Origin of the sequence: Paenibacillus sp. 22594, assembly GCF_052044425.1 — a bacterium.
Classification (GTDB): domain Bacteria; phylum Bacillota; class Bacilli; order Paenibacillales; family Paenibacillaceae; genus Paenibacillus_AQ.
The window spans coordinates 339,570-360,230 of record NZ_JBQENA010000006.1 but is presented as its reverse complement, the minus strand read 5'-3'; the positions used below and the strand labels follow the sequence as shown (position 1 = coordinate 360,230).

Here is a 20,661-nt window from a genome sequence, read left to right as displayed (position 1 = left end):
GCAAAAGTGGGAGTCCCAAATGTCATGAAATGGTGCTTGGGATTCCCCTTAGTTTTTGGAACAAGAGGTTTGTTATCGCTTGGGTGGACGCTCCGGGAACGGAACGTTGTTCCCATCGATCCACTCGTTTAAAAAGAAAACGCCCGTTTTGGTAATATGGAAGTACCACCAAAAACGCAAAACAGCGATCCTCCGGTTCTTGGAAGATCGCTGTTTTACTGCCTTTTACACATTATGATGATAAATTCCTGTCTCTGTGTAGGAATAGCTACTTAAGTGACAGCTTTTTCATCTTTTAATTAAGTCTTGCATTTCTATGATCCGCAGAGAGACAAGCTGCTGACCTAAAGTTACTCACCGTTCTCAGCAAAATCGCTGCCGCTGTTCAACAGCTCATAATAGAGGCCTCTATGAAGGATAAGTTGTTCATGAGTGCCCTGCTCGGCAATCCGTCCATCCTGAATAAACAGAATCGTATCGGCATGACGGATGGTGCTTAGTCTATGGGCAATGACAAAACTTGTTCTGCCGGAGATTAGTTGTCTGATTGCCTTCTGGATCTGTATCTCCGCAAGAGTGTCCACACTACTCGTCGCTTCATCCAGAATCAGAATCGCACGATCGGCAAGGATCGCCCGGGCAATGGTAATCAGCTGCTTCTGTCCCTGGCTGAGGTTACCGCCCTCTGCAGCCAGCTCCGTTTCATACCCTTGCGGCAGTCTGGAAATGAAAGGATGGGCATACGCCTGCACCGCTGCCTGCTTCACCTCTTCATCTGTAGCCTCCAACCGGCCATAGCGGATATTGTCACTTATCGAGCCGGAGAACAGATGAGCATCCTGCAACACTAAACTGAGCTGTTTCCTCAGACTATTCTTGTTCACTGTGCGGATATCCGTATCATCGATGAGGATTTGGCCGGAGTCAATATCAAAGAAATGGCCCAGCAAATTCACAATCGTCGTTTTTCCTGCCCCAGTTGGTCCTACCAAAGCTATCGTGTCTCCTGTGTTCGCTGTAAAACTAATTTGCTTCAAGATTTCTTTACCTGTGTCATAGTGAAATCCGACTTCTCTGAATTCCACCTTACCGGTGATCGGCCGCAGCGATGGCAGGGATTCCTCCCCTTCGTATTCAGAAGGAACATCCATCACTTCGAATACCCGCTCTGCCCCGGCTACACCCGCCTGAATCATATTATATTGATTCGCCACCTCATTCAGAGGATCACTGAACTGTCTGGAATAACCCAGAAAGCTGACAATTACGCCCACTGTCGTAAGATCCCGCAGGGCCAACCAGCCACCTACCACCGCTATAAGCAAATACGTAATGTGACTGAACATATTCATAAAAGGTCCCATCATTCCGGAGAAGATTTGCGCACGGATTCCGGATTTCTTCAACCTGCTGTTGGTTTCACTGAACTGTGCAGCGATCCGCTGCTCCTGATTGAACAGGGTTACCACCCGGTGTCCGGATACAGTCTCTTCAATAAATCCGTTAAGCTTGCCCAGTTCCTGCTGCTGCGCTTTAAATTGGGCACCGGTCCGGCGTGCCACCGTCTTGGCGAACAAGGTAATCAGCGGAGCTGTAATCAGGGCGATAAGTGTAAGCCATCCATTCAACAGCAGCATCATTGTCAAGGATCCGCCAAGCATGATGATGCTGGAGATAATCTGTACCAGGCTCTGATTCAGAGAGTTTGCGATATTGTCAATGTCATTGGTGGTACGGCTCATGAGTTCACCATGGCTTTTACCGGCAAAAAAAGGAACCGGCAACCGCTGCAAATGCCGGAACAGGTCCCTACGCAGGCTCCACACTGTCCGCTGAGAAATATCAGCAAGTATATAGCTTTGCAGCCAGCTGACTAAACTACCAAGCAGATAAATGCCCAGCAGAAGCAGACAGAGCTGCAGTAGCCCCGCATAACGGCCGGGAATAATATATCGGTCAAGTGCAGCTCCGGTCAGATAGGGACCGAAAAGTGTTAGCCCTGAAGCAGCAACCGTCAGCAACAGAACGGAGATGAGCCGAAGCGGCTGTCTGGACAAGTAGCGCGATAATTTTCCGAGTGTAGAAGTAGTCGTCTTCATGTCACGCTCCCTGCTGGGATGCGGCAATATCCCGGTAGAGCCGGCTTGCAGCCAGCAGTGAATCGTGGTTACCCCGCGCCGTAATCTGCCCATCCTCCAATACGAGAATAAGATCGGCATGCTGTATGGAAGTGATCCGCTGGGCTATAATCAGGCAGGTACTGTTCTTCATCACGTGCTTCAGCGAGGATCGAATCCGGTAATCCGTCTGCAGATCCACTGCGCTGGTGCAGTCATCCAGTATAATGATACCGGGTTTCAGCAGCAGAGTCCGGGCAATGGAAATCCGCTGCTTTTGTCCACCTGACAGATTTACCCCCCGTTGCCCCAGAATGGTATCGTAACCCTGCGGCAACCTGCTGATGAAATCATGGGCCTCCGCCAAACGTGCAGCCTCAATGACCTCTTCCATGGTTGCCCCGGGTTTGCCATACCTGATGTTATCCAGAACAGACCCGCTGAAAAGAAGTGCCTGCTGGAGCACCATCCCCACCACCTGATGCAGTTTTTCTGGGGCCAGCTTGTTAATATCCACATGGTCAATGGTAATGCGGCCTTTGGTCACTTGGTAAAACCCTGGTATCAGACTCACCAACGTTGATTTGCATGCACCATTTACACCGATTATACCTACCGTCTGCCCAGGCTCTGCGATGAAGTCAATATCCCGCAATACCGCATGTCGCAGATTGCTGTCATAGCTGAAGCTAACATCCTCAAAAGCCAATCTGCCATTAATAGCGTCAATTATCTGTGGCTGTGAATGACTTATTGTTATTTCTCTATCCCCACTATCCGAGGGAGTATCAAGCACTTCATTAATGCGGTCAGCCGAAGCCTTGGCACGGGAAATCGTCATCAGCTGGCTGCCCATACCCAGTGTGGCGAAGAGCAGCTTGGTGATATAGGTCAGGAACGCTGCCAGATCCCCGACGGATAGCAGTCCCTTCTCCGAGAGAATACCGCCATACCATAAAGCGGCAACCACACTGAAGTTAAGAATCATCGCCATGAGTGGTGTATTCAGCGCCATTAGCCTTGCTGCCTTCAGGCTGGCCTGAAGAAAATGCGTATTACTGCTCCCGAACCGCTGCTCTTCATAATCACTGCGCACAAATGCTTTGACGACCCGGATTCCAGACAGGTTCTCCTGCATCGCCAGGTTCACCCGGTCCAGCTTCTCCTGAACATTGCCATACAGCGGAATGGACATCCGGGTAAACACCACCAAAAGCAGGAGCACCACAGGTATCATCACCAGCAAAATCACAGTGAGTCTCGGGCTGATCAACAGTGCCATAATCAAACTGCCGGCGAACTGAAATATCTGCCTGGGGAACATGCGCAGCGACATCATCACCATATTCTGCAGCTGTACTATATCTCCAGTCAGTCTGGTTACGATGGAGCCTGATTCGAAGCGTTCCAGGCTGCGGATCGAGAAGGATTGCACTTTTTCAAAGAGCTCCTGCCGCAAATCCCCGCCAAAATTCTGCGAAGCAATAGTAGAAAAAATCGTACTGCATACCCCGCCAAATAAACCGACAGCCGCAGCGGACAGCATCAGTATGCCGGTATGCGTGATATGACCCAGATTGCCTGCAGTTACACCATCATTCACAATACTTGCCATCAACCGGGGCTGCAGCAGGTCCATGGTCACTTCAAGCAGCATAAACAGTGGTGCGAGCAGGGCCACGAACCTGTAAGGCCTGAGAAATCTGATAAGCTTATACACTGGCTGTCACCTCAATCACTGGGGCTTGACCGCATCCACAATCAAGGAGACAAACCCTAGCTTCCCATCGTGATTCCGGTGGTCAAAACGTTTGGATCTGTAAATGAAGCCTTCGGTTTCATCCCAATCGTTATCATGAAACTCGCCGGTTTCATCGCAATATTCCAATAGTCGGACCTGATATCCGGCAGTCTCAAACATCGCTTTTAACGTAGCATAATTATGCACAATTTTGTGGGAAGCAGCGGGATGGCTAAGTGGACCCGGTCCCCCGATTTGGACGATCTTCTGATAAGCCTCATCTGGAAAATACCCATCGGGAACTGCACAGCGGATATACCCGCCAGGTGTTAAATATGGATAACAGATTTGTGCCGCCCGAATGCCCTCCTCGTAATCAAGATGCTCCCAGACATGTTCTGCCAGAACGGCTTGAACGGAGCCTGGAGTGAAGCTTTTTGCCCAATCCTCTGGCCTCAGCAGGTTCAAATTCGCTTCCTCCGTATGTAGCCAACCTTTGTTATGCGTACCGCCGCCACTGCCGATCACGACTCTTATATTCTTTGACATGGAATTCCCTCCTCCTATGTATTGTATCTATTTTATATTTATCTGGAATGGAATGAAATCAACAAAACATAGATTTATATGACTTTATTTCAATAGTAAAAAACGCCTTGGCGAGGAATAGCTTCCTGTCCAAAGCGCATTTGATACATCCGTTGGTTTCAGTACCCGCTAAGTATTGTCACCCTATTTATGCTGGAGGTGTTCTTCGTCACTGGATAAAAAACCGGCGAGTTCCACCTTTCTCCCCGTCCGCACACTCTCCAGTGCACCGAACACCATCGACATACTGTTGCGGTTGTCCCGGCAATCGGTTTCTGCAGGACGGTGTTCTGCCAGAGCCTGGAACATTTCCTCAAGACATCCGTGATGGAAGGTATCCTTCATTTCTACAGCTACTCCTTCAACCCGTTCATAGTCACGAATGAATTTACCGTCCGCAACACCGTCTGCTACCTTTTCGGCATAGGGCATTCCTTCGCCATCCCAGATCGCAGTTCCCAGTTCTCCCTGTATCCGCCATGAGGCTTCCCAGGAAGTTGGAGCTCCCTCAGCACACCAAGAACCTTGATAGCAAAAGACAGAACCATCCGACATTTCAAAAATGCATACTGCTGAGGCATTCCCCGCATACCAGGACCCTGCCGGGTTGAACTCCTGACAGTATACACTTACTGGATCAGCACCACTGATGAACCGGGCCTGGTCGAAGGTGTGGATCGCCATATCAAGCAGCAGCGGGCTCTCCATCACATCCCGGAAGCCGCCAAAATGCGGTGCCAGGAAAAAACTCGCTCCGATATAGCCTATCCGGCCAATTTCCCCATCTTCTATCAGCTGGCGCAGGGAACGTATACGCGAATCATACCGCCGGTTCTGCATGACGGAATGACTCCGGCCGGTGCGTTCCGCTAAAGCAACAATGGCATTGCATTGTTCCATGGTCTCAGCCAGCGGTTTTTCACTGAATACATCGCATTGACGTGTGAGTGCTGTGCTGGCAACCCTATAATGGCTGGACGGTATGGTCACATCAAATACCAAGTTTGCCCTAGTATCCTCAATCGCCTGTTCAATATCCATAAATACAGGACAGTCCAAACCATATTTGTCCGCCATCGCCGCCGCAGCTTCCAGCCGGATATCCACCAGTGCGACAATTCGGACATCTGTGCGCCTCACAGCATAACTGATCCACTCATTGGCCATTCCTCCGCAGCCGGCGACGGCTACGCGATATGTTGCTGTCATAGAAGCTTCCCCGCTTTCTGCATTAGACCGGATTTGGGATGATACTCCCCCCGCGGCAATGCTTCAAATAATTGAGCGCATGGACCTGACCAGTCATTTCCAGCTCATCGCGGTACACGGGATCATGCCACCCCTCGATGTCAATGGTGCCCCTGTAACCGGCCTGCCGCAAAATGGTGATGACATCCGTCCAATTCGTATCTCCGAAACCAGGAGTCCGATGCCATACATATGACTTGGGGCCATGAATCCCATATTCTTTGATGATATCCCAAGCAATCGTTGCATCCTTGCCATGCACGTGGAAGATTTTGTCAGTCCATTTACGCAGCTGTGGAATCGGATCAATCAGCGCGACCATCTGATGGCACGGTTCCCATTCCAGACCGAGATTATCTGCGGGAACGGCGTTGAACATTTTTTCCCAGGCTGTTGGGTTGTGGGCGATGTTCCAGTCTCCCGTCTGCCAGTTTCCGTCCATGGAGCAATTCTCAAAAGCAATTCGGAGCCCTTTGTCAGCAGCCCGCTTCGATAGCTCACCGAACACTTCTGTGAATTTCGGAATCGATGCATCAATCGGCAGCCCGGTCAGTCTGCCTGTGAATCCGGAGACCATATCCGTACCGAATAAATGGGCATGGTCAATCAGACGTTCCCAGCTCGCCAGGGTGTCGGCATTGTCGCCTGTTCCCGTCAGCGGATTCCCGAAGATGCCTACCGAGGAAATCATAAAATGATGTTCAGCGGCCAGTTCACGCACCCGTGCTGCCGTCTCCACCAGATCCGTTTCTCCTGTAGTCTGCCAGAATGTCAGGCTGAAGGATTCAAAGCCATGCTTAACGATTTGGGGAATCACACGGACTGCATCCGTTGCCCCGACAAGTGTTCCGATTCTAATGTCTTCATGCATCTTGTATACCACTCCAATATTGGTTTATAGTAAGTTCAGCAACCCAAGTATATAGCGCATCTGTAGCGAAATCTCTTCTTATCTTGTGCGATAATAGCTGAATATTGTGGGAGTTGACGTGGCTGTGACCTACCCGAAGGAATTGAAGGAATATCCCCAGCTTGAAGAAAAGACCTACCCGTTCCGCGTGTTTTTCAATCAATGCCGGGATGCCAAAGCAGAGCAGAACATTCTTTTTTTACATTGGCATGAGCATTTCGAGATTATTGTGATGCAGCAAGGCAGAGCGATCTTCCATATTGACAGTAAGCCTTATGAAGCCGGACCGGGTGATGTGATCCTTGTGCCTTCCGGCGGTCTTCATGTCGGCTACAGTTTGAGCAGAGGGGATATCGAGTACGTGTCCATAGTGTTCCATAGTTCATTATTCAAAGACCGGAATCAGGATTCGCAGCATGAGTTATTTGTGGCCCCCTACTTGAATAATTTGTATCATTTCCCGGTCAAGCCTGTAGAACAGAACCCGGTGTGCGGCACCTATTACCCCTTGCTGGCCTCCGTTATACAAGAGGTTCAGGAGAAGGGCCCTGCGTTTCAATTGGTTGTCAAAAACCAGCTGCATCTGTTCTTCACCCTGCTCTCACGGACTTTTCCGCCCCGGCAGATGTTAGGCAGGTATCACAGTGAACGCCAATCCATTAACCAGGAACGCTTCAAACCGCTGCTGGAATATCTGGAACTGCATTATGATGAGAAAATATCGATTGAGTATGCCGCCAGATTCGTGAATCTCAATCCGTATCATTTCTGCAAAACCTTCAAAAAACTGACCGGACGAACCTTTGTCGAATACGTAAACCTCTGCCGGGTGAATGAGGCCGAACGGCTCCTGCTGGAAACGGACTTCACGGTTACGGAAATCTCCGGCAAAGTCGGCTGTGACAATCCCAATTACTTCACGAAACTCTACAAGCAGTACAAGGGGCTTACCCCATCAGCCGCGAGAAAATAGGGATTGCTGAGCTCACAGCTGTCAGGTTTTCACGAATCAGGCTGCAGAAAAAAGCACCGTTCATGTTCAGAGAACGGTGCCGTACAAAGGCTATCGAAATTAATCAAGGGTATAGGGTTCAAGGCCCTGAGGCAGGGGTGCCGGACGAACACAGGTGCTCTCCATTTCATAGAACCGCTGCGAATCGGAGGAGTCATGAAAAGCCCACATGGCTTCCAGCACATGGTACGCCAATTCTCCACTGGCCCGGTGCGGGCGTCCGCTGCGGATAGCATAAGCCATATCCGCCGGACCGATTCCCCGGGTATTCTGGTCATAGCCCGGCAGGAGCGGCTGCTCGCGCCATTCATTTTCACCCGTCTTACGGTATCTGACAATGCCGCCGAATGTGTTCGGATCCGGGACCTGAAGGGTTCCCTCCGTGCCATAGATTTCAATCGGCGGTAATTCGCTGCCGCCAAACACATCAAAGCTGGTAATTAGAGTAGCAATCGCGCCGCTGCTGAATTGCAGCGTTCCGGCAACATGCGTCGGGATATCGACCGGAATCTTTTGTCCCGCCTTCTTCTCGCTTGTGATGGTACGTTCCTCCAGTGCCTTCCCGGTCATTCCGGCTACTGTGCGGATAGGCCCCAGGATCTGCACCAGTGCGGTTAAATAATACGGACCCATATCGAACATAGGGCCACCACCCGCAGCATAATAGAATTCCGGGTCGGGATGCCAATGCTCATGCCCCCTGCCTAACATGAACGCTGTCGCCGCAACCGGGCGGCCAATCACTCCATCCTCAATCAGCTTAAGCGCCGTCTGAATTCCGGCACCGAGGAAGGTTTCGGGAGCGCTGCCAACCAGGAGCCCTTTAACTTTTGCCACCTCCAGCACCTTACGTCCTTCCTCTCTGGTAACCGTGAGCGGCTTCTCGGCATAGACATGCTTACCGGCCTCCAGTGCACGCAAGGTAATTGCAGCATGAGCAGCAGGGATAGTTAAATTAATTACGATTTCAATCTCTGGGTCTTCCAGAAGCTGCTCCACGGTATAGATGAGAGGAATTCCATATTTGGCCGCCTGCTCTGCTGCTCTGTCCGGGTCCATATCCGCACAAGCAGCAAGCTCCAGAATCTCGAACTTCTGACAATTCTCCATATAGATGCCGCTGATCTTGCCGCAGCCGATAATGCCAACCTTTACTTTATCCATGTCACGATCGCTCCCACACTAGAATTGGCTGTCCGCCATGCCACTGTATCCGGCGCCTGCCGTTTGCTCCAGATTTACCGCTGCTTCAGCCTTGCCCTCTGCCGCCCACAGGAGTCCCCGGCGCATCAATTCTTTTACCGGGAGAAGCTCTACAATATCAGCATGGTGGCCAAGCGAATTGTAATAGACCCGACCGTGTCCCCAGCGCTTGGTCCATACTACAGGCATATCTACCGCTTTGTTCGTTGCGTGTGGCCCTTGCACAACCGGAAATCTTGTTGTCGCCAGCACCTCCACCGCCGGATCAATATGCAGGTAATACTGCTCTGAGGTAACTTCGAAATCCATAATACCTGCTGTCAGCGGGCTGGAGCCTTGGCTGATTTCAACGGTATACTGGACACCGTCATTGCCCGGATGGGCAACCCATTGCCCGCCTGTCATGAACTGCCAGTCTACATTGGTCCGGAAAGAGTCGCACATGCCGCCATGGCATCCCGCAAGTCCGGTCCCGTTCTGAACAGCAGCCGATACATTATTAACCAGCTCCTGAGTAATTTCTCCCATGGTCCAGACCGGTACGATCAGATCCAGTCCCAGCAGCTTCTCTTTATCAGCGAATGCTTCCAGCGTATTGGATACCTCGATCTCGAACTGTGCTTCACGCAAAATCTCCGCAAATATTCCGGCGACCTGCTCCGGCTCATGTCCATCCCAGCCGCCCCATACGATTAATGCTTTCTTCATCATTGTCACTCCTTCTCCAACATCATAGTCACAGAATCATTACATTTCGGATAACTCTACCCAGCGCCGCTCCTGCACCGAACGTTCCACAGCTTCCAGCACCGCCTGGCATTTCACCCCATCGTGAAAATTCGGCACGGGCTGACGGCCTTCAGCTGCTGCGGATGACAACTCCAGGATTTCATGAATGAAGGTATGCTCAAAACCTATCGTATGCCCCGGCGGCCACCAGGCCTCAGCATAATCATGAGCCGGATCAGTGGCGAGAACCCGCCGGAAACCTTGCACATCCTCATCGTCAGAGGTCAGATATACTTCCAGCTCGTTCATCCGTTCGAAATCAAACTTCACACTCCCGAGACTGCCGTTAATTTCAAAAGAATTGGTCGAACGGTGACCCGCAGCAAAACGTGTGGCCTCAAAACTGCCCATGGCACCGTTTGCAAAACGCGCCAGAAACAATGTGGCATCATCTACAGTTACAGGACCTCTAGGGCCGCCGGCACTTGCTTTTGCACTAAGACCCGTCATTTCTGCAGCCAAAGGGCGTTCCTTGATGAAGGTCTCACTCATCCCGATAACCTCTTTCAAGTCACCTACCAAATAATGGGCAAGATCGATCAGATGAGCTCCGAGATCGCCGTGTGATCCGGAACCGGCAATCTCCTTCTGCAGCCTCCATACCAGCGGAAACTCGGGGTCCAGAATCCAGTCCTGCAGAAACCAGGCACGGAAATGATAGATTTGACCCAGCCGTCCACTCTCTACCAGCCGTTTGGCCAGCCGCACCGCCGGCGAGAACCGGTAGTTGAAACCCACCATATGCATAACCTCGGCATCCTCTGCCGCCTTCAGCATTTCGCGGGAATCCGCAAGAGTCAAGGCCAGAGGCTTCTCGCAAAAGACATGCTTGCCTGCTTTCACGGCAGCCAGCGCAATCTCTTTATGAGCATCACTGGGGGCGTTAATATCGATCCAATCGATATCGTCACGGCCTACCAGTTCTCTCCAATCCGTTACAGTCTCCTTCCAGCCAAGCTGGTCAGCGGCTTCCTTCAGTGCGTCGGCATTCCGTCCGCATAGCACAGACATCTCCGGCTTCAGCGCCTTTGGGAAGAACATGGGCAGACTGCGGTAAGCATTGCTATGGGCCTTGCCCATGAACTTGTATCCAATCATTCCAATGCGAAGCTGTTTCATTGAATCCCTCCTGATCTTAATGATGAAGCACGAACCACAAGCTTGGCAGGAAGCTTCTCGCGGATCATCTCAATTCCGGAATTCACTCCCCCGTTCTCCAGAAGCTCCAGGACCTTGGCCGCAGCGATTTCCCCCAGCTGATAAAAGGGGACCCGAACACTGCTGAGTGCCGGAGTTGTAAGCTCTGCGGCATCCGAATCGTCATAGCCGACAATCGCAGGCATCCGGTCCATGTTGACTCCCAGCTCACGCAGGCCTTGCTGAAGTCCAATAGCCATCCGGTCATTGGCTACCACCACCGCCTCGATATGCTCTAGTTGAGGCAATATGGCCTGCGCGGCTGCCATTCCGCTTCTGCGGCTGAAATTCCCTTCGAACATGAGCGAAGCATCTGCAGGAATCCCCTCTTCCTGAAGCGCCTGCATATACCCCTCCAGCCGGTCGCGGCTGTTGGAATAAGCCTGCGGACCATTCAGAAAGGCTATACGGGTGAAGCCTTGACTAAGCAGATGCTTCACCGCCAGCTGGCAGCCTTCGACGTGGTCGGCATCCACCTCATGGAACGATTCCCCTTCATAATGCTGGTTAATCAGGCAGTAAGGATGCCCGTCCTTCTTCAGCTGCCGCAGTGCTTCAAGCTCTCCAGCCTCCTCTTTGGCCCCCAGCACTATACACGCATCTACCTTGCGCATCCGGAAGAGCCCGCAATAATCCAGCGGCTCATCGGCTTCCCGGAAGATCATCAGCAGATCATAGCCCTCTTCTCTTGCCCGGCTTCCAATTCCGCTTAGAATTTCAGAGAAATAGTACGCGGAGAACAACCGGGCTTTGGGCAGATAAGGCATGACGACACCCAGATTTCCGCTGCGCTTGCGGGCAAAGCTGCGGGCAAGCGAGCTTGGGGTGTAACCAAGCTCCCGTGCGGCGGCAATCACACGCTCCTTGGTCTTTTCTTTGAGCGGACCGACATTGTTCAGTACACGGGAGACCGTTGCTTCTGAAACCCCGGCAAGCTCGGCAACCTCTTTGCGGCTTGCGATAGCAATCATCCTTTCTATAGCCTTTTGTCGAATGTACACGCGTACATTTTCTCATGAAGAACGGCTGGCGTCAATCACCAAAACCGTAATTCGATAAGATTCCATAAACTAAGATTTCACAATCAGGCAGCTTATTTTAGCCAGGACTGGACATGCTTCAAAAAACGCTTGGTCGCCGGAGAAGCATATTTCAGCGAATGAACGGCGATGCCTAATGAACGGAAGCTTCGCTCTTCGAGCTCCAGCATAGCAACATTATGCTTTTGACGCTGAATGACCAGCTCCGGCAGAATGCTGATGCCAAGTCCGTTTTCTACCATGGCAATAATGGCGTAATCATCTCCGGCAGAGAATTTGATATTTGGCTTAATGGCCGCCTTTTCGAGCACCCGTCTGACATCGTAATCCGAACCCGCCTTCGGGATGATGAAGTCCTCATATGCGATTTGAGCTAGCGGCATATACGGTGCCTGGCTTAGGGGGTGCTCCTTGGAGAGGATAGCCAGCATACGGTCCTGCTTGAGCGGAATAACCTCGAATTTCTCCCGGGTAGGAAGCGACAAAAAACCGCAATCGACCACTCCGGCTTCAATCCACTGCTCAATTTCCAGATAGCCGCCTTCCATCAGCTTAAACTCGATATAGGGGTACTCCTTGCGGAACTGCTTGATCATTCCCGGCAGCCAGTGTACAGAAACGCTGGTGAATGTACCGATGGTGATCGTTCCAGTCTCCAGTCCATGAATATCGGCAACCTGCTGCTTCAGTTGCTCGTTCCATTTAATCATTTCACGGATCGGTTGAATCACCTGCTCACCGTTCACCGTTAGTTTGACTCCGGAACGGTTCCTGACCAGCAGAGTGAAGCCGAATTCCGTCTCCAGGCTGGAGATCGTATGACTGATGCCTGATTGGGTGAAGCCCATCACCTCTGCGGCCCGGGTCAGACTGCCCAGCTCAACGACTTTGAGGAACACTTCATACTTACTGATGCTCAAATGCCTGCCACCTCCGGATTTACATTAGTAATACTCATGTATTCTATGATAAACATTCAGTTAACTTATGTATTTCACCATATTATACTATAGTGGTTCGCCACTTGAAATGATGAAGGATGATGACAGTATGAAGCCGCTCAAGGCTGAGCTGATGCTCTTTATAGTAACCATGTTCTGGGGTTCCTCCTATATGTTCATGAAGATGGGACTAGGTTCGCTCGGGGAATTCAATCTGATTGCATTGCGCTTCGGACTTGCCTTTATCCTGGCAGCCACCCTATTTCACAAACGCCTTAGAGCTGTAGATGTAAGAACACTGAAGTATGGAGCATTGCTCGGATTTTTACTGCTGGGTGTATTCACCTGCATCACCTTTGGCTTGAAGACCACGACCACCTCAAATGCCGGATTTCTTGTGGCGTTGACTGTTATTTTTGTGCCGATGATCGATGTGCTTGTATTTAGAAAAAAAGTCGCTCCCTCTCAAGTCTTCGGAGCGGTTCTGGCCATAGCCGGGATCGGTCTGCTCACCTTGAATTCTTCCCTGCACATGCAGCCGGGCGATCTGTTATGCATTCTGTCCGCTGTATTCTATGCCGTACAGATTCTGGTTACATCCAAAGCGGTTAAAGCCTGTGACAGTCTATCTATCGGCATTCTTCAACTTGGTTTCGCCGGAGGTTTCGCACTGGTATTGTCATTCTTGTTCGAGACCCCTTCTCTGCCCTCTACTCTGTCCAGTTGGATCGCGATTCTGGCACTTGGCATCTTCTGTAGCGCTTGCGGCTTTATCCTGCAACCCGTGGCCCAAAAATACACAACACCTACCCGTACCGGATTGATCTTCTCTATGGAGCCAGTTTTCGCAGCCCTGTTCGGTTATTGGTTTGCCGGCGAGCAGCTGTCGATACAGGGCTACACTGGTGCGGCTCTGGTGCTTCTGGGAATCGTAGCCTCCGAACTCCTCAGCAAAGCACACTTTACTTCTGTCACCTACAAGCTGCATAAGAAACGGCGAGTCAATTTATAAAACAATCTAAATCAACAGCAAAAGCCGCTCAGCGAAAAGCTGTAGCGGCTTTTGATACTACCCACTAACGAATTTCAATCATATACGTTTAGTGTCCCATCATCATCGCTGGATCAGCAGCAGCTTCAGCATCCGGTGAGGCCGGAGTCGCAGCTACCTTTGGTTTGCGGAGAATCAGGCTGATCACCACACCTGCCACAGCGATGCAGGCTGAGAAGAAGAACACATCATTGAATCCGAGAACCATAACGGACAGAGGGTTAGCGCCTGCGGCCATTTTTCCCATATGAACTGCAATTTGACTGGTCAGGTAACCGGTCATACCGGCAACGGCAAAGGATACCACGACCTGCTGGGCAGCGGCTGTAAGTGGCGTTACCCGGTTCACCCATTCACGCGGTGCCGAGTTCAGCACATGTGTGTTGACCGGCATCATCGAAAGACCCATGCCAAGCCCCATCATCGCCAGGGTAGACATAATAAACGGCAGCCCGGTATCCACTGTGACACCTGACAGCATGAAGAGTGCGGTTGAAATAATACTCAGACCGACAAATACCAGTGGACGCGCACCAATTTTGTCAAACAGGCGTCCGCCCAACGGCATTCCGATTCCGGAAGCAAGTGCCTGCGGCAGCAGGATCAAACCGGTTTCCAGTGGAGTATAATTCCGGATCTGCTGCAGATACAATGGCACGAACAGCATGGAGCCGAATAATGCAGCCTGTGTCACCCAGCTGAGAATAATCCCCCGTGTAAAGTCAGATGACCGGAATACACGCAGCTCAAGCAACGGATGCTTATGAAGCAATTCTACGATGACAAACAGTACGAGCGCTACTCCACCCACGGTCAAACCTAGAATAGCACCGGTTGAGGACCAGCTTTCGCCGCCGCCCTGGTTCACACCGTAAGCCAGCATTGAGAAGGCTATTGGAGCCAGAATAATTCCCAGAATGTCGAGGTGGGCTCTGCCCTTCTTTTCAGTTTTGGGCAAATATTTAATACCAAGAATAATTCCCACGATTCCGATTGGCAAGTTGATCAGGAAGATCCAGTGCCAGCTCACGTATTCCACCAGCCAGCCGGACAATATTGGACCAAGCGCAGGAGCCAACAGCATTGGAATGCCCAGGAGTCCCATGATCGAGCCCCTCCGTTCAGGCGGAGCCAGTCTGAAGACCATCGCCATTCCAATCGGAGCAACCATCCCGCCACCCAAGCCTTGAATGACCCGGAAGAGCACCAACTGCTCTGAAGTCTGTGCGATGGAGCACAGCATGGAGCCCAGTACGAACATGGCGACCGTTGATACAAATACCTGCTTCGAACCAAAACGGTCCGTCATATAACCGGCAAGCGGAATTACAGCAGCCAGGGCAAGAGTATATCCTGTAATTGCCCATTGTACGGTTTTGAGGTCCGTATTGAAATATTCTACCAGCTTAGGCACCGCTACATTGACTACTGTACCGTCAAGAATAACCATGATCATCCCTACGATAATGGCCATCAATGGTGGTAGTATAGCTCTTAGAGAGAAGGGCTGCTCAGCAGGCGCACCTTTCGCATTGGTTGTGTTTGACATTCTTTTCTCCACTCTTTTCTCTATTTGGATAGGTTTAATGAAAATAACGGTCGAATAACGCGTCGATCTGCTCTTCAATGGGCGGAGGATTAAAGACCGGCATGAAATCCGCTTTGTCCTCAGGCATGCTGGACAGCATAATCACTGGAACAACTACCGCTCCGTATATCTGAAGCTGCATCATCATCAGCTTATTTTTGTCCTCTTCACCGGTGATTTCCTGAATAGCCTGCAAAATCTTTTCCAGGCGCATCATTTTGCAGTAACGGGAGTATTCATCCAGTGAACTCATAATGTGGTGTCTCTGATCAAGCATTTGTCTGGCCATCCCCGGATAGCGCTTGAGCTCCTCAATGTATCGGGTGAAAAACAGCTTCAGACGCTCCCTCGGAGGTAAAGTATCGTCCTCCAGTACTTTAAAGGCGCCATCAAAAGAAGCGAGCAGCATTCTTACCGCATCCGACAGCAATTTATCCTTGGAGCCATAATGATAGTTGACAAGTGCCAGATTAGTCTCTGCCTTGGCAGCTATATTACGCATGGTGGCACAACTGAACCCTTCTCCCCGAATCAAATCCACAGTTGCCTGAAGAATCGCCTGTTTCGTATCCTTGTCTGAAGGTTCTGCAATGTTGTTGTTTCTAGTCATAGCTTTGGCTGTATCCTCCTTCCCCGACTTTTTGTCCGATCACTGTTTTAAACACTGTTTAACAAGAATTAAATTTACTCCCTAAAAGCCCTCCTGTCAATAGCTTATTGAAAACAAAAGAAGGCGATCACCCTTTGACAAAGGTTCAGATCGCCTTCTTTACATATTCGAGTTACTTAACTGGAAGAGTTGCAGCCTCATTCGCAGCCAGTGGTGTCAAAGTCAGCCCGGTAATCTTTCCTCTTATGTCCACTGTTAAGGTTAATATGGCTTCAGACTTCGAGAAGAGGAGTACGCTCTGGATTGTCATCACCCCATCAGCACGGCGGCTATCCGTTGTTTTTATTCCAAAATAATTGCCAGACGAAACCGAAACCGCTTCCCAGCTTTGCTGGATCACCGGCAGGAATGCCTGTTGTGCAGCCGTACTGCTCAGGTAACGTTCCTGAAGCTCCTGATATTTGCCCGCAGCCAATAGTCCGGTTACCGCTCCTGCAGCAACCTCTGGTGCATAAATTTCGGCTTGTCCAGAGCTGTCGTCATAAGCGGCGATAAGCCCGATAGCATTAAAAAAGGACAATGGGACATAGATCCGTTTCTGTCTGACCTCAATCCGTTCTTGAAATGAGACCTTGTCTTTGCCGTTAAGTATGACCTCATCGCCACTTAGCTTGAAGTCAACGGTTTCTTTAACGCGCGTCAACTGGACTTGTCCGGTGCTGCCTTTATACGTAGTTTGATATTTGAGAGCTTCAGCTGTTTCCCGGAGTGGAATCAAAATGGCTGATCCGCTCTTGTATGCATTTGACTCCTCCAGTTGTAATAACTGTCCGTTCAGAATGACCTTAATGGGGTCTGCGGCTTGTGCGCGCTGGGGCACGAATAACCCTAACCCGCCTGCAAATAACAGAATACTGAGGGTTACGGCTGCGATTTTGGTCTTCACATCGATTCCACCTCTCCTGTATTAGATTGATTACGTTTGCAAGCTGCAGGAATAGATCTTACATTAAACATTACCCAAATGGATTGATTTTATAACCCTTCCGAATTCAGTGAAAGTATAAAACATTATTATTGTACACTTCATTATAATGTGATAATTTTATTGATAATGATTATCATTATTATTGAGAGGGGCTTTGTGTTTAATGTTAAAAATCAAATCATGTGCATTACTGAGTTCTACGCTTCTTTTCATCCTGCTAGTAACCGCCTGCGGAGGCAATACTACCAGCAATCAAAATGCAGCTTCTACTGCAGCCAGTGCAAACTCCGCTCAGAATGAACAATCTATTTCATCTGGTACTACGAATACAGCAGATACTGACGTTACCCGCAATTTCACCGATTCCAAGGGCCGGCAGGTTGAAATCCCTGTAAATCCCCAAAAGATAATCTATGTCGGGAGTGATCCGGGTGACCTGCTTGCACTGGGTGTAAAACCTGTGGGAGCTAGCCTCAGTGTTATCGCATCACAAGTAGCTTATGCTGATTTGCTCGAAGGTATTGATGACATAGGCTACCCATATTCGCCGGAGAAAGTTCTCTCGCATAACCCCGATCTCATCATTTTCAATGATTGGGACGAGGCTGGACTGAAATCACTGGCGGATATTGCCCCGACAGTTGTAGTAATAGGTGAAACCGGTACATATGCAAGATTGAGGCAAATCGCTGAAGTTTTGGGCAAGGAAGATATCGCAGAGCAAAAGATTAAGGCCTATGAAACCGAAGCCGCAATGGTCAAATCGCAATTAAAGCTGGATACACAGTTGGATAAGACTGCGACAGTGTTCCTACAGCTCGGAAAAACGTTATATGTAATGGGACATCAAGGGATATCAGTATCACTGTACGACATGCTGGGATTCACTCCAAATCCCAAGGTTCAGCAACTGATTGATCAAGGAGAGCTGTTCAGCGAAATTTCGGAAGAAGTTCTACCTTCATTTGCAGGAGAGCACCTCTTTATCCTAGGAGATGAGACTGGGGAAACTGTTTCAGCTTTGGATGAACTGCAGAGCAGTCCCATCTGGAAGTCTGTCCCGGCAGTCAAGAACGGTAATACCTACTCTGCCAACAGTAAATGGAATTTCGATGATATCATTACACGAACACGTCTTCTTGTAGAATTGCCGAAAATAATGGCTAAGTAATCTTACCCAGCTTACTCTACATCAAAGTTGAAGTACTTAGAGGGAAAAGGCTCCTTGATCAGGGTGAAATGCCACCATTCTTTGCTGTAAGGCTTGAATCCGTGCATAATCATAGCATCCTTCAGGATTTTACGGTTGGCTTGCTGTGTCTTGCTGATGAGAGAAGTATTGTAATAAGAAATCTCGCCAAAAAAATCATACGGGCTGCCCATATCCACAAGAACGCCCGTTTTGGCATATGCCAGTGTCAAATCAACCGTTCCGCCTCTGGTATGCCCTGACTTCTTAGCTATAAAGCCCAGCTTAAACAGGTTGCGCTTGTCCAGATTGGGATAATACTGCTGCTTCATCTTGATGTCAGCTGCATCCTTGGACCATGAGACAAAATCATCCACTGCTTTTTGTGGACGGTAGGCATCATAGATTCTTATGATAAACCCCTTGCGGGCCAGGTCGTCACTGACTGCCTTCAACGTTTTGGCCCCTACTTGTGAAAAGATCGCCAGCGGCGCCTTGTATCCTTCAACGCGTGATCCCGTAAAATTGTTCTCACTGAAATAACGTATTTCATATTGCGCAGCAGGAATCACCTCATCCAGGTATACGAATCCTTCAGGCAGATTGTTTTTTTTCTGCACTTTAACCTGTTGGGATGCAGAAGCACTCACCTTCTGTCCCGGTTCCTCCGTAGCCTTAGCGGAAGTAAAGCTTCTATGAGGCATAAGCGCAGCACTCAAGCAGACGATGAGTGAAAGGGGAAGAATCAGCATCCCCGTACTTCGTTTAAGCCTATCCTTGCTGATTCTCATTTCCCAATCCCCTTTCTTCCATAAACGCCGACTAGACTACTTCCGGTTACGATTTACGAATAAATGTACATCGTATTCCAAAGTGTAATTTGTATTCTACCACTTTTTGACCAATAATTGTAATAAATGCAAAAAGACACATCCGCATAACGGATGTGTCTTTTAACAATGATTCCTATGCACTTAGCTTATTAGTGCATTGAAACCTGTGCTTTATGATGTACAATGACACGCTTGAGGAAGAACGCAATCACCAAACCGATAATCGCCATGGCCATTCCGAACACAAAGGCATTCTGTACGCCTTGTGTAAAGGCCGGCAGCAAATTGGCCGGATCGGCAGGATTGCTTGCAGATTCCATATAGCTCTTCGTCCCTGCTGTCATGATACTAACCGCCAGTGCCGTACCTATGGCTCCTGCTACCTGCTGCAATGTATTCATGATCGCAGTACCATCTGGGTACAGTTCCATTGGCAACTGATTGATCCCATTGGTCTGGGCAGGCATGAAGATCATCGATACGCCTACCATTAGTGCGCTATGCAGTACGATGACGAAAACTACGGTAGAAGTAGCCGTGATACTGGAGAAGAACCACAGCGATACCGCTACAATAACCAGGCCAGGAATAACCAGCCATTTCGGGCCGTATTTGTCGAACAACCTTCCCATAATCGGTGACATCAGACCGTTGATAATTCCACCAGGAAGGAGTAGCAAGCCAGCTTTGAAGGCCGAGTATCCTTGTCCCTGCTGGAGGTACATCGGAAGAATCAGCATGGAGGACAGGATAACCATCATGCAGATGAAAACCATCAGCACACCAACCACAAACATCGGGAACTTGAATGCCCGGAGATTGATCATAGGCTGCTTCATCGTGATTTGGCGGATCACAAACAAAATAAGTGCCGCGACACCAACTGCAATAGCAATAATGACTTTTGGACTTCCCCAGCCTTCGGCTTCACCGGCGCTGCTGAATCCAAATACGATTCCGCCAAACCCCAGAGAAGAAAGCACAATGGACAGCACATCAATCCTTGGTTTGGTAACCTTGGTAACGTTCTGCATAAAAAATATTCCGCAGATCAGTGCAATCACAAGGAACGGCAGTGACAGCCAGAAGATCCAGTGCCAGCTCAGGCTCTCAATCAGCAGCCCGGCAATCGTAGGCCCGATCGCAGGAGCCACCATGATAACAAGCCCTATGAGTCCCATTGCAGCCCCTCTTTTTTCAGCAGGGATAATGACCAGGATGGTGTTGAACATCAGCGGCAGGAGCAGTGCGGTCCCCATCGCCTGAACTACACGGGCCGTAAGCAGAAACTCGAAATTCGGTGACATCGCGGCCAGGAAGGTCCCCAGAATCGAAAAGCATAATGCGGCAACGAATAATTGTCTTGTTGAGAACCATTGCAGCAGCAACCCGGATATCGGTACGAGAATACCCAGTGTCAGCAGATAAGCAGTGGTCAGCCACTGTGCCGTCGTTGGTGTAATGTCTAGAACTTTCATCAGATCACTTAACGCCACATTGAGCGCAGTCTCACTGAACATGCCGATAAATCCGGCAAGCAGCAAGGAGATCAGAATCGGTAAAACCCTGAATTTTGTTTCTTCGGTTTGTTTCTTTCCAGTCATGGTAGCTTCCAC

Annotated in this window: 18 protein-coding genes; 3 read left to right on the top strand and 15 right to left on the bottom strand. The window is 49.8% G+C overall.

Annotated features, from left to right (window positions below; genetic code table 11):
* Nucleotides 1-350: 350 nt before the first annotated feature.
* The 5 genes from ACTJKB_RS20875 to ACTJKB_RS20855 all read right to left on the bottom strand — a co-directional run bounded on the left by ACTJKB_RS20875 (nucleotide 351) and on the right by ACTJKB_RS20855 (nucleotide 6,565).
* Nucleotides 351-2,192, bottom strand: a complete 1,842-nt coding sequence (locus ACTJKB_RS20875; RefSeq protein WP_440836285.1) for an ABC transporter ATP-binding protein — start codon at nucleotides 2,190-2,192, stop codon at nucleotides 351-353.
* Complete coding sequence (locus ACTJKB_RS20870; protein ID WP_440836284.1) at nucleotides 2,101-3,837, bottom strand: ABC transporter ATP-binding protein; 1,737 nt, start codon at nucleotides 3,835-3,837, stop codon at nucleotides 2,101-2,103. Before ACTJKB_RS20870 ends, ACTJKB_RS20875 begins: the two co-directional genes overlap by 92 nt.
* Nucleotides 3,838-3,852: 15 nt before the next feature.
* A complete protein-coding gene (locus ACTJKB_RS20865; RefSeq protein ID WP_440836283.1) occupies nucleotides 3,853-4,407 on the bottom strand; it encodes a class I SAM-dependent methyltransferase in 555 nt (184 codons plus the stop codon).
* A gap of 183 nt (nucleotides 4,408-4,590) precedes the next feature.
* The gene (locus ACTJKB_RS20860) at nucleotides 4,591-5,655 is read right to left on the bottom strand and encodes a Gfo/Idh/MocA family protein (RefSeq protein WP_440836282.1); all 1,065 of its coding nucleotides are present in this window, start codon (nucleotides 5,653-5,655) and stop codon (nucleotides 4,591-4,593) included.
* 22 nt (nucleotides 5,656-5,677) lie between these two features.
* Nucleotides 5,678-6,565, bottom strand: a complete 888-nt coding sequence (locus tag ACTJKB_RS20855) for a sugar phosphate isomerase/epimerase family protein (RefSeq protein ID WP_440836281.1) — start codon at nucleotides 6,563-6,565, stop codon at nucleotides 5,678-5,680.
* Nucleotides 6,566-6,689: 124 nt separating this feature from the next.
* Between ACTJKB_RS20855 and ACTJKB_RS20850 the strand changes: the two genes are divergently transcribed.
* The gene (locus ACTJKB_RS20850) at nucleotides 6,690-7,577 is read left to right on the top strand and encodes a helix-turn-helix domain-containing protein (protein WP_440836280.1); all 888 of its coding nucleotides are present in this window, start codon (nucleotides 6,690-6,692) and stop codon (nucleotides 7,575-7,577) included.
* Between the two features lie 99 nt (nucleotides 7,578-7,676).
* Here the strand turns inward: ACTJKB_RS20850 and ACTJKB_RS20845 are convergent, their stop codons facing one another.
* The 5 genes from ACTJKB_RS20845 to ACTJKB_RS20825 all read right to left on the bottom strand — a co-directional run bounded on the left by ACTJKB_RS20845 (nucleotide 7,677) and on the right by ACTJKB_RS20825 (nucleotide 12,765).
* Nucleotides 7,677-8,780, bottom strand: a complete 1,104-nt coding sequence (locus tag ACTJKB_RS20845; RefSeq protein ID WP_440836279.1) for a Gfo/Idh/MocA family protein — start codon at nucleotides 8,778-8,780, stop codon at nucleotides 7,677-7,679.
* An 18-nt stretch (nucleotides 8,781-8,798) separates the two neighbouring features.
* Nucleotides 8,799-9,527 carry a ThuA domain-containing protein gene (locus ACTJKB_RS20840; RefSeq protein ID WP_440836278.1) on the bottom strand — a complete coding sequence of 243 codons (729 nt, stop codon included), beginning with the start codon at nucleotides 9,525-9,527 and terminating at the stop codon, nucleotides 8,799-8,801.
* 39 nt (nucleotides 9,528-9,566) lie between these two features.
* The gene (locus ACTJKB_RS20835; RefSeq protein ID WP_440836277.1) at nucleotides 9,567-10,727 is read right to left on the bottom strand and encodes a Gfo/Idh/MocA family protein; all 1,161 of its coding nucleotides are present in this window, start codon (nucleotides 10,725-10,727) and stop codon (nucleotides 9,567-9,569) included.
* Nucleotides 10,724-11,776, bottom strand: a complete 1,053-nt coding sequence (locus tag ACTJKB_RS20830) for a LacI family DNA-binding transcriptional regulator (protein ID WP_440836276.1) — start codon at nucleotides 11,774-11,776, stop codon at nucleotides 10,724-10,726. Before ACTJKB_RS20830 ends, ACTJKB_RS20835 begins: the two co-directional genes overlap by 4 nt.
* 122 nt (nucleotides 11,777-11,898) lie before the next feature.
* Nucleotides 11,899-12,765 carry a LysR family transcriptional regulator gene (locus ACTJKB_RS20825; protein WP_440836275.1) on the bottom strand — a complete coding sequence of 289 codons (867 nt, stop codon included), beginning with the start codon at nucleotides 12,763-12,765 and terminating at the stop codon, nucleotides 11,899-11,901.
* A gap of 130 nt (nucleotides 12,766-12,895) precedes the next feature.
* Here ACTJKB_RS20825 and ACTJKB_RS20820 point away from each other — a divergent pair, with 130 nt between their 5' ends.
* On the top strand, nucleotides 12,896-13,798 hold the full coding sequence (locus ACTJKB_RS20820) for a DMT family transporter (protein WP_440836274.1): 903 nt from the start codon (nucleotides 12,896-12,898) through the stop codon (nucleotides 13,796-13,798).
* 88 nt (nucleotides 13,799-13,886) lie between these two features.
* On the opposite strand, the gene ACTJKB_RS20815 is transcribed toward ACTJKB_RS20820, so the two are convergent.
* From ACTJKB_RS20815 to ACTJKB_RS20805, 3 genes are all read right to left on the bottom strand, one after another.
* Complete coding sequence (locus tag ACTJKB_RS20815) at nucleotides 13,887-15,386, bottom strand: DHA2 family efflux MFS transporter permease subunit (protein WP_440836273.1); 1,500 nt, start codon at nucleotides 15,384-15,386, stop codon at nucleotides 13,887-13,889.
* 34 nt (nucleotides 15,387-15,420) lie between these two features.
* Complete coding sequence (locus ACTJKB_RS20810) at nucleotides 15,421-16,035, bottom strand: TetR/AcrR family transcriptional regulator (RefSeq protein WP_440836272.1); 615 nt, start codon at nucleotides 16,033-16,035, stop codon at nucleotides 15,421-15,423.
* Between the two features lie 172 nt (nucleotides 16,036-16,207).
* A complete protein-coding gene (locus ACTJKB_RS20805; protein WP_440836271.1) occupies nucleotides 16,208-16,981 on the bottom strand; it encodes a stalk domain-containing protein in 774 nt (257 codons plus the stop codon).
* Between the two features lie 205 nt (nucleotides 16,982-17,186).
* On the opposite strand from ACTJKB_RS20805, the gene ACTJKB_RS20800 reads away from it, so the two are divergent.
* Complete coding sequence (locus ACTJKB_RS20800; RefSeq protein WP_440836270.1) at nucleotides 17,187-18,194, top strand: ABC transporter substrate-binding protein; 1,008 nt, start codon at nucleotides 17,187-17,189, stop codon at nucleotides 18,192-18,194.
* Nucleotides 18,195-18,205: 11 nt separating this feature from the next.
* Here the strand turns inward: ACTJKB_RS20800 and ACTJKB_RS20795 are convergent, their stop codons facing one another.
* Nucleotides 18,206-19,003: a M15 family metallopeptidase gene (locus ACTJKB_RS20795; RefSeq protein WP_440836269.1), complete on the bottom strand. Its 798-nt coding sequence runs from the start codon at nucleotides 19,001-19,003 to the stop codon at nucleotides 18,206-18,208.
* Nucleotides 19,004-19,194: 191 nt separating this feature from the next.
* Complete coding sequence (locus ACTJKB_RS20790; RefSeq protein WP_440836357.1) at nucleotides 19,195-20,649, bottom strand: DHA2 family efflux MFS transporter permease subunit; 1,455 nt, start codon at nucleotides 20,647-20,649, stop codon at nucleotides 19,195-19,197.
* Nucleotides 20,650-20,661 lie beyond the last annotated feature (12 nt).